We start from the raw sequence: 8,687 nt of genomic DNA, 5'->3' as shown, positions 1-8,687 counted from the left end.
TTCATCGGAAATACTTCCCATAATCAAAGCGACTTTCATATTTCTCCTTTCAAAAGGCCATAACAAGAAAGGAACCGTAAAAAGAGGGTCGGGACAGTCCTTTGTACAGGCCTTCTCGGGAAGGACTCCCGATATTGACCTGTACAAGGGAAAACTGTTCCTTTATTTCCTCTTTTATACAGTTCCTTTTTCCAAATACGAATATATCTTTAAGGGTTCTACATAGCTGTCTCCGTCAAAAACACGCATATTTCCGCCGGACAGCTCATCGATTAAAATTACTTCGCCATTACAGCGTCCAAATTCCAGCTTAATGTCATAGAGGGTCAGACCTTTCTTCGCCAGATCCTCTTTGATGATTCCGGAAATCTCTTTAGTCTTTTCTTTCAGCTCTTTGTACTCTTCTTTCGTAAGAATCCCCAGCATAGCCAAAGCATCCTTCGAAATCGGCGGGTCATTTCTCTGATCATCCTTTAAGGTGACTTCTACGAAAGTCTCGGGAAGCACGGTTTTGTCCTGGATATACGCCCCGTACCTGCGGATGAAAGACCCTGTTGCAATAAAGCGGGCAATCACCTCCAGCCCCTTTCCAAAGACCTCACAGGGCAGTACAGTCATAGTGTTTTCCACTACGTTTGCATCCACATAATGTGTCTTCACGCCGTTCTTTCTTAAGAGCTCAAAGAAATACTTACTGCACTTCAAATCCTCTTTTCCAACGCCCTCAATGGTCAGGGCAACGGCATTCGCCCCCGGATCAAATACGCCATTCTCTCCGGTGACATCGTCTTTAAACTTTAAGACCAGATTGCCGTCCTCCAGTTTAAAAACATCCTTTGTTTTTCCGGTGTAAATCTTCTGCATAAATTCCTCCTTAAACTCACTGAAACGGTTCTCCAGAAATAAATGAAGCCTCGGAAGCAGGCTTCAAGTGAAACCTGCCTCCGGGGCTTTTATCCCTAAGGTGTCATACTGCCGTGCAGTATGTGTATCGCTCGGACCAGCTTTACCGGAACCCTAGATACACTTTCTCTCGTGATTTATTCTTGGGAATTAGTTCGAATTACGCCATCATCAAACACCATCTGCCTCATTCTGTCAAGGGTTTTTGAGAAAATATTTTGTCAGCATAGTAAATATAGATTTTCCTGCAGTACGGGTCCGGAATTAGGGCACGCTCTCGCTAACTTCGCCCTGCAAGGGTACTAAGCGAAAAACTGCAGTTACACTTTGTTTTTCGCAAGTACCCGCGGGCTCAGATTGCCCCCCATTCCGAACCCGTACTGCAGGAATATATCTACTGTATGATTTTAGACAAGTGTTTATTTCCGTCAAACCCTTTTCCTTACAAGATCCAGCGCAGGATGTAGTTTTTCAATCGGTCTATTTCAATATTACAGTACAGACTCTAACTTCTGTGGGTGAATCCCGTGCTTCTCCGCATATCCGGTAAGAATCAATGCCAATGCACCGTCTCCGGTTACGTTACAAGCGGTTCCGAAGGAATCCTGTAATGCGAAGATGGTCAGCATCAAAGCAGTTCCTGTCTCGTCAAAGCCAAGGACACCGGTGATGAGTCCTAAGGAAGCCATAACGGTTCCACCGGGAACGCCGGGAGCGCCGATAGCGAATACGCCCAATAAGAGGCAGAAGAGAATCATCTTCTCTACAGGAGGGAACTCATTGTAGAGCATCTTGGATACTGCCATAACGAAGAAGGTCTCTGTCATAACGGAGCCGCAAAGGTGGATATTGGCAAATAGAGGGATTCCGAAGTCCACCATATCTTCCCGGATAGTAGGCTCGGATTTTTTTGCACACTCCAAAGCTACGGAAAGAGTTGCTGCGGAGGACATGGTTCCTACTGCTGTCATGTAAGCAGGACCATAATGCTTTAAAACATTCATCGGGTTCTTCTTCGCATAAGCTCCTGCAAGGGAGTAAAGAAGAGTCAGCCAAATGTAATGTCCAATCATTACGATAATGATAATGATTAAGAAGATAGGTAACTGTTTGGTAATGGTTCCTTCGTAAGCCAAGGTGCAGAAGGTGGTACCGATTAAAAGGGGCAGTACCGGAATAACGAACTTGGTTACGATAGATAAAACGATGTTCTGGAACTCTTCCAATGCCTGGGTAATAATCTTGGAATTGTTCCAAGCTGCCGCAAGTCCCACCAATACAGAGAAGAAAAGAGCAGACATTACCGGCATAATCTGAGGAATGGACAGCTGGAAGACTACCTCAGGAAGCTCCTTTAAGCCATCCACATCCGGGTTGATGTTTAAGTGGGGTAAGATGGTATATCCGGAAAATGTGGCAAAAAATGCTGCTCCGATAGAGGATACATAGGCAATGAATAAAGCGACTATCAGCATACGAGAAGCATTGTTTCCCAGTCTTGTGATGGAGGGAGCAATAAATCCGATGATAATCAGTGGTACACAGAAGCTGATAAACTGTGCCGCAATATACTTTACAGTTACCACAATGTTCAAAATGGCATGGGATACACCATTATCCATTCCGCTTAAAGCCAGTCCTAAGCAAATGCCCACAGCCAATGCCACCAAAAGCTTAAAGGGCAGACTATGAATAAATCCTTGTTTTTCCATACTTTTTCTCCTTCTTATTTTGTTGTAAATTTCAAGCTCAATTTCAAGACATTTTTCAGTCTATTCTCCGGCTATTTCTTAAGCCATGTCTCGAGACATATTTAAATCTATTTCTTAATCTCTGCCGGTTTACGCAGTTCCGTCCCCCCGGTCAGGACGCCGCAGGCTCCTACACACAGGAATTCACATCCACCTGATCGGTCATTACCTTCAAAATCTCTCTGTCGGTGGATTGCATACCCACCTTTCCGATATAGCCCATATTTCTGATGGTCTTCTCCACATCCTCTTCCACAATGCCTTCTCCCCCATGGAAGCCCTGATCCTTCATACTCATGTGGTGAGCTAAAATCGCCGCATGAACGGAAGATGCAATCTTCGCCGCACAGCTGGGCTTGGCACCGTCACAGACAATGCCTCCCACATTGCCCAAGGTGTTGCTGATGGTACGGCCGATCTTCTGATAATTTCCTCCGCAAAGGTAGGTAATACCGGCACCTGCACCGCAGGAGGCACTAACCGCTCCGCAGAAGGCGGAAAGAGCACCGATATAATGCTTAATGTAAACAGACACCAGATTGCTGACAATCAAGGCTCTGTACATCTTCTCTTCGGAAATGGAAAGGGCTTTCGCATATTCCACCACCGGCATACTTACGGTAATGCCTTGGTTGCCGGAGCCGGAATTAATCACCACCGGAAGGGGACAACCGCTCATTCTGGCATCAGATCCTGCCGCCGCTCTGGCACAGGCACAGGCCCGTACATCAGATCCCCAGGTCTCCAAAATGGTCTTTCCCACACTGGCGCCCCAGGGATTGTCCAAACCCTCCTGAGAAATCGCCAGATTCATCTCCACCTGTCTCTGTAAAGACGGCCTTACCAAAGATAAATCCACCGTATTGGCATAATCCAAAATGCCCTGAAGGGACATCAGGCTCCGATCTCCTCCTGTGGAAATCACATCCTGCTTATCCTCTTCTCCCTCTTTGTAAAGAACTTCTCCATCCTTTTCCATGTAAATGATGTTACTGTGCTGGTTCGCAATCTCAAGCTTTACCTTGTGATGCTCGGACTGAAGCTCCACCTCGATGTAAAGCTTAGGGCCTTCCTCCTGAAAGCTTACCTTGCAAAAACCGGTATCCACCAGCTTTCTGCACTGTTCCCGATCCTCATCCGTAACGGTAGACAAAACCTCCAGCTTCAAATCGGAATCACCGCCAAGTACCCCCAGAATAGCCGCTACCTGCATGCCCTTCTGACCCCCGGAATTGGGAACGGTAACCGCCTTTACATTCTTAATAATGTTCCCGGAGCAGCAAAGCTTTATCTCCTTAACCTCTTCTCCCAGAAGCTTTCTTGCTGCCGCTGCGGCATAGGCGATGGCAATGGGTTCCGTACAGCCCATGGCCGGCACCAGCTCATTCTGTAAAATCTCCGTATAGTTGTTCATCAAGCTCTCTTCCACCAAAAGCACCTCCTAAAATATGTCTGAAAGGACTTTTAAACGAAACCTTCCTTCCCATAGTAAGCCTGAAGATTTTCTTTCGAAGCGACAAACTCGAAATCTTCCTATTCTTATTTGGATTTGCTCTAATCATATCAGTAATACGATTAAAAAGCACTAGGCGGATTTTGACGATTTTTTAACATATATTTTGTATGATTTGTATAATGATTCTGTATATATAAAAAATATTTTTATACAATATATAAGCCATAAGTCCTACCATAGAAGCACACACTCACAAACAACACCGGTATGGACTATAAAAAAGCAAAAAAAAAAGAGACTTGCAACAATATAGGATTGAAGATGAGGCAATCTGAGTTTTTCACTCCCTACAGAGCCCCTGCAAAGCGAAAGACTGTAGAAATCAAATATCTGAAGCGAATGATGCAGTATAGGCGTGAAAGAGAGCACTCTGAGCCCACCGGAGCAGCCTACAGAGCTCCAGCAAAGTGAAGGACTGTAAAAATCATAATAGAAGCGAATGATGCAGTGTGGGTTTGTAATAGGAGCAATCTGAATCCTCCGGTACTTGCAAACCTGCAAAGCGAAGAACTATAAAAATCAAATAGCTGAAGCGAATGATACAGTATAGGCATGAAAGAGAGCAATCTGAGCCCGCCGGTACTTGCGAAAAACAAAGGTACTGTAGTTTTTCGCTTAGTACCGCTGCAGGGCGAGGTTAGCGGGAGCGTGCTCGATTTCATGCCTATACTGCATCAGCGCGTATCATTACAAAGACTACAGTCCTTCCCCTTGCAGGGGCGAGCATAGCGGGAGCGTACTCGATTTCATGCCTATACTGCATCAAAGCCCCTTACCCCGCCATGCGTTCATACATACCGTAATAGCTTCTATCCTCCAGCATATCCTTTCGAAGCTTAAACACATCCTCAGGATCGTCCGTAATCATGCCGTCCACCGGACTTTGCAGGTATTTGATGATTTTGTCTTCTTCATTGATGGTCCAAACATAAATTTCCTTCCCCATATCCTGCACCTCTCCCATCAAGTAGCCGTTATAGGAGGAATCTTCAATCGCATAAAAGTCCACATTTTCCGTGGCAAAATCTCCGAATTGCACCGGAATCACTACCCCGGTCTTCCATTCCGGAGCAGTCTCTTCTATCCCCTCCATCAGGGAAATGTCTAAGGACATCAGGGGATTCGTCTTCTCCACCCCGTATTCTTCCAGCTTCTTCAGGAGGATTTCCGAAAAATTCTCCGGTTCCTTCCCGTGGGGCTTAATCTCAATAAGCAATGGCATATCCAACTCCTTTGCCTTCTGTACAAATTCCCGAAGGCTTGGAATTTTTCCGCTAAACGCCCCCTGTCGCACCGTCATGGCGGTGAGCTCCGAAAGGGTACAGTCATAGACCTTTTTTTCTATTCCGGTAAGGCGGGAAAGATCCACATCATGCATCACCACAAATTCCTGATCCTTAGTCAGCTGAATATCCAGCTCCACCATATCCGCTCCTGCCGACTTTGCCCCCTCTAAGGACTCTATGGTATTTTCCACCCCGGCGGAGACCAGCCCTCTATGGGCAATGATTTTCGCATCCGTATTGACCTCCCGGCCCATATAATCCATCACAGCTACAGTACTATGAAAGACAAAAAGTGCCAGTAGGAGGAAAATGGTGGCCTTGCTATACTTTTGTTCCTCGGTAAGAAATGCATTTTCCCCCTCGGAGCCTTCCACCGGAAGGGTATTAACCAAAAGGGAAAGAAAGCCTATTTTTGACAAAATGGCAAAGAAAAAGCGGGTAAAACGAAAGAGCAGGAAGAAAAGAAAATGAAAGATGCCCAGTTTTCCCTCCGGATCCAGGCGAGTAAAGAGAAAGGCCGCCAGGTAGAGTAAAAGAGCCGCCAGCAAACTCAGCAAAAACTCATATAAAAAGAGAGTCAGAAACAATCTGATGCCGCCTTTTTTCGTGTAGGCAAAGCTTTCCCGTACAGATTTGTTAAACTTCTGGGCCTTTAAGCCCATTAAAGGCACGGTATAGACCATGCGCATGTTGAGGTACATGAAAAAGAGGAACAGCAGAAAAAGAGCAATATGCCCTCCCACAGTCTTGCCCACTTCTTCCGTTATAAAATCCGGAATATGGAAGGAATCCGTCAGGGAAGAGCTTAAAATAAAGCTCGCCACCGGCACGGTGCAGAGAATATAGAGAAGGAACAGCAGCACATTGCCATAGCTGAAATCACGCAGTCGGATTAGAGAGGTGCGAAGAATTTTTCGATAAGAAATCCGAACCCCTTCCTTGGCCGCCAAAATCACCTGTACCAGGGTAAAGACCTCCACATAAAAAAAGAAGGCCAGAAGAAAAGCAAAAAGCAAAACCATGAAAAGGCTTCTGGGGCTGGTAAAGAAATAGCGAATATTGTACTGATCCACATTGGGCAGATCCACCAGCACCAAAGCCAGACGGAAAAGCATTTGCAGAAGCTCCTTCCCTACAAAAGTCGCAATCTGTAAAAAAATGGCGGTAGACAAAAAGAGGAACTTATGGCGATTGCAAAATGTCAAAGTCCCAAAAACCTGTTTCCACATGCCCTCTTTTTTATCCATAAGTTCCTTTCTAAAATTTGCTTAGTGAATGTTTTAAATGAATTTTTTAAATGAATTTCTTCACAATATATCTCCTTTTCGTTATAGAAGCCGCAAATTTCTTTCCGATATCGACTTAAGAAAAATGAAGCTTTAAACGATAGGCGGAGTACTCTCCGAAGTCCTGAATATCCTCCTCCAAATAGCGAATGGCCTTATCCACGTCCTTATTTCGTAGCGCCGACACAATGTCCACATGGTGCTCCGTATCCATGGAAAAAAGAATTTCCTTGTCCTTCTTCCAATAGTACTGGGAGTAGGCCCGCTTCAGTCTGGCCATGCATTTTTCCAGCTGCTCCGTAATATAGTCATTGTGGGCACAGGCAATCAAGCGAAGGTGAAATTCCATGTTATGTTTCCAGTGGGTCATGGCATCCGTGTCATTTTCACTGCACTGACTGTTGATCTGCTCCAAGTCCTGAAAGTCTTCCTCCCGAAGCTCAGCCCCGCACTCCAAAAGAACTCCCCGCTCCAAGACAAAGCGGAAAGCCAGCATATCGTAGATATCTTCCTTACTCAGGCGCACTACCTCATAGCCGTATCGGGGGATATTTTTTAAAATGCCGTCCGCACAAAGAGCCATCAGCGCCTCTCGAACCGGAGACTTGCTACAGTGGTATTTTTCCAGCAGTGCCTTCTCATTCAAGATATCTCCCGGAGAAACATTGCCCTGGAAGATATCCTCCAGGATAGATTCATATACTTGGTCTTTCAGACTTTTTTCCATAGTTCTCCCTTCATTTCTTTGAACTGTCCTAGTATAGCGTAAAAAAGGAGGCTAAAAAAGCCTCCGAAGTGATTTTCTCTGATGAGAAGAAAATATTTTTATCCTAAAACCGGCCATGGATAATTACGCATACAGGCTTTCCAAGGAAATCAAAACCACGTCATCCCGGGAAATTGCTTCAAATCCGCTTTTGGAAAGGAAGCCATAACGATAGCATTGCAAGCCGCATTCCTGCACCTGTGCTATCTCTTTTTCTATTTCCGCCTTGCTAAGAGGCTTATCTTGAAACTTTACTTCATAAAAAATATAGCCCTTGGGATCGTAGGTGACAATATCGAACTCTCCGTTTCGTCGTTCTTTCGGAATGTCGTAGTAGTACCTGCCTATTTTCTCAAAGGGCTCCTCCATAAGCCCTGCCCGATTCTGCCGAATCAAATATTGTTTTCCTATTGTCTCAAAACGCTTCGGCACATAGGCATTTTCAAAGTCCTCCTGAATATATCGCTGATAGAAAATATCCGAATTCATCACGTTTAGCTGGGAGCTGTAGCGGAAAATATAGCGATAATAAAACAAGGACATGGGGTCACTGATATAATATCCGGATTTCTTTCGGTTATTTTCATCATTAATGGGCGCCGCCTTCTCCACAAGCTCCATACGAATCAGCTTATCCAACACATCCACCAGAGTAGGACCGCTGGAAACATGGGACTGAGACAGGATATCGTTAAAGCGGGAAAATCCCTTTGCCATTGCCTCAAAGACTTCATTAGCATTCACAATTTTCGCAATTTCCGACTTAAGGTACATCAACACTTCATTTTCCAGTCTTGCACCGGGAGAAGCAATTAACTCTATAATATTTTCCTTTACCGACCTGTCTTCCCGAATCAAACGATTATAATAGGGAATTCCGCCAAAAACACTATAAAGCCTCACCTTATCCTCGTCGGAAAAATGGGGATAAAACTGTGCTGAATCATAGTAATCCATGGGCTTCAGTTTTAAAACCAAATCAAAACGGCCAAATAAGGGATTCTCTTTTTCTATCAGTTTCTGCATGGTATCTACAAAGGAACCGCACAAGGCCAATTTCAATTTACTCCGGTTTCGATATTTATCAATCAGTGCCTGCAAAACACTGTCCATGCCCTTCAGCACATCACTAAGATAAGAATATTCATCCAAAATCAAAAGAATATTCTCCTCCGTCGC

The 8,687-nt window shown here is 44.9% G+C and carries 6 protein-coding genes; all 6 read right to left on the bottom strand.

The features are described from left to right. Positions 1 to 174: 174 nt before the first annotated feature. Complete coding sequence (locus ACO4PX_RS06405) at positions 175 to 864, bottom strand: phosphoribosylaminoimidazolesuccinocarboxamide synthase (protein WP_308579000.1); 690 nt, start codon at positions 862 to 864, stop codon at positions 175 to 177. Positions 865 to 1,394: 530 nt separating this feature from the next. Further along, entirely contained in the window at positions 1,395 to 2,615 is a 1,221-nt protein-coding gene (locus tag ACO4PX_RS06400) for a dicarboxylate/amino acid:cation symporter (protein ID WP_304070819.1), read from the bottom strand. A 169-nt stretch (positions 2,616 to 2,784) separates the two neighbouring features. Further along, entirely contained in the window at positions 2,785 to 4,083 is a 1,299-nt protein-coding gene (locus ACO4PX_RS06395) for an L-cysteine desulfidase family protein (RefSeq protein ID WP_315000049.1), read from the bottom strand. An 859-nt stretch (positions 4,084 to 4,942) separates the two neighbouring features. Continuing rightward, the gene (locus tag ACO4PX_RS06390; protein ID WP_485572022.1) at positions 4,943 to 6,703 is read right to left on the bottom strand and encodes a glycerophosphoryl diester phosphodiesterase membrane domain-containing protein; all 1,761 of its coding nucleotides are present in this window, start codon (positions 6,701 to 6,703) and stop codon (positions 4,943 to 4,945) included. A gap of 115 nt (positions 6,704 to 6,818) precedes the next feature. Continuing rightward, entirely contained in the window at positions 6,819 to 7,469 is a 651-nt protein-coding gene (locus tag ACO4PX_RS06385) for a GntR family transcriptional regulator (RefSeq protein ID WP_485572021.1), read from the bottom strand. Between the two features lie 123 nt (positions 7,470 to 7,592). Further along, a partial coding sequence (locus ACO4PX_RS06380) for an ATP-binding protein (protein WP_485572020.1) occupies positions 7,593 to 8,687 on the bottom strand: 1,095 nt, incomplete at its 5' end.

The sequence above is a fragment of the Oribacterium sp. genome, assembly GCF_057249185.1.
Note: the sequence above shows the minus strand (reverse complement) of the source record. Positions and strands in the feature narration are given on the sequence as shown.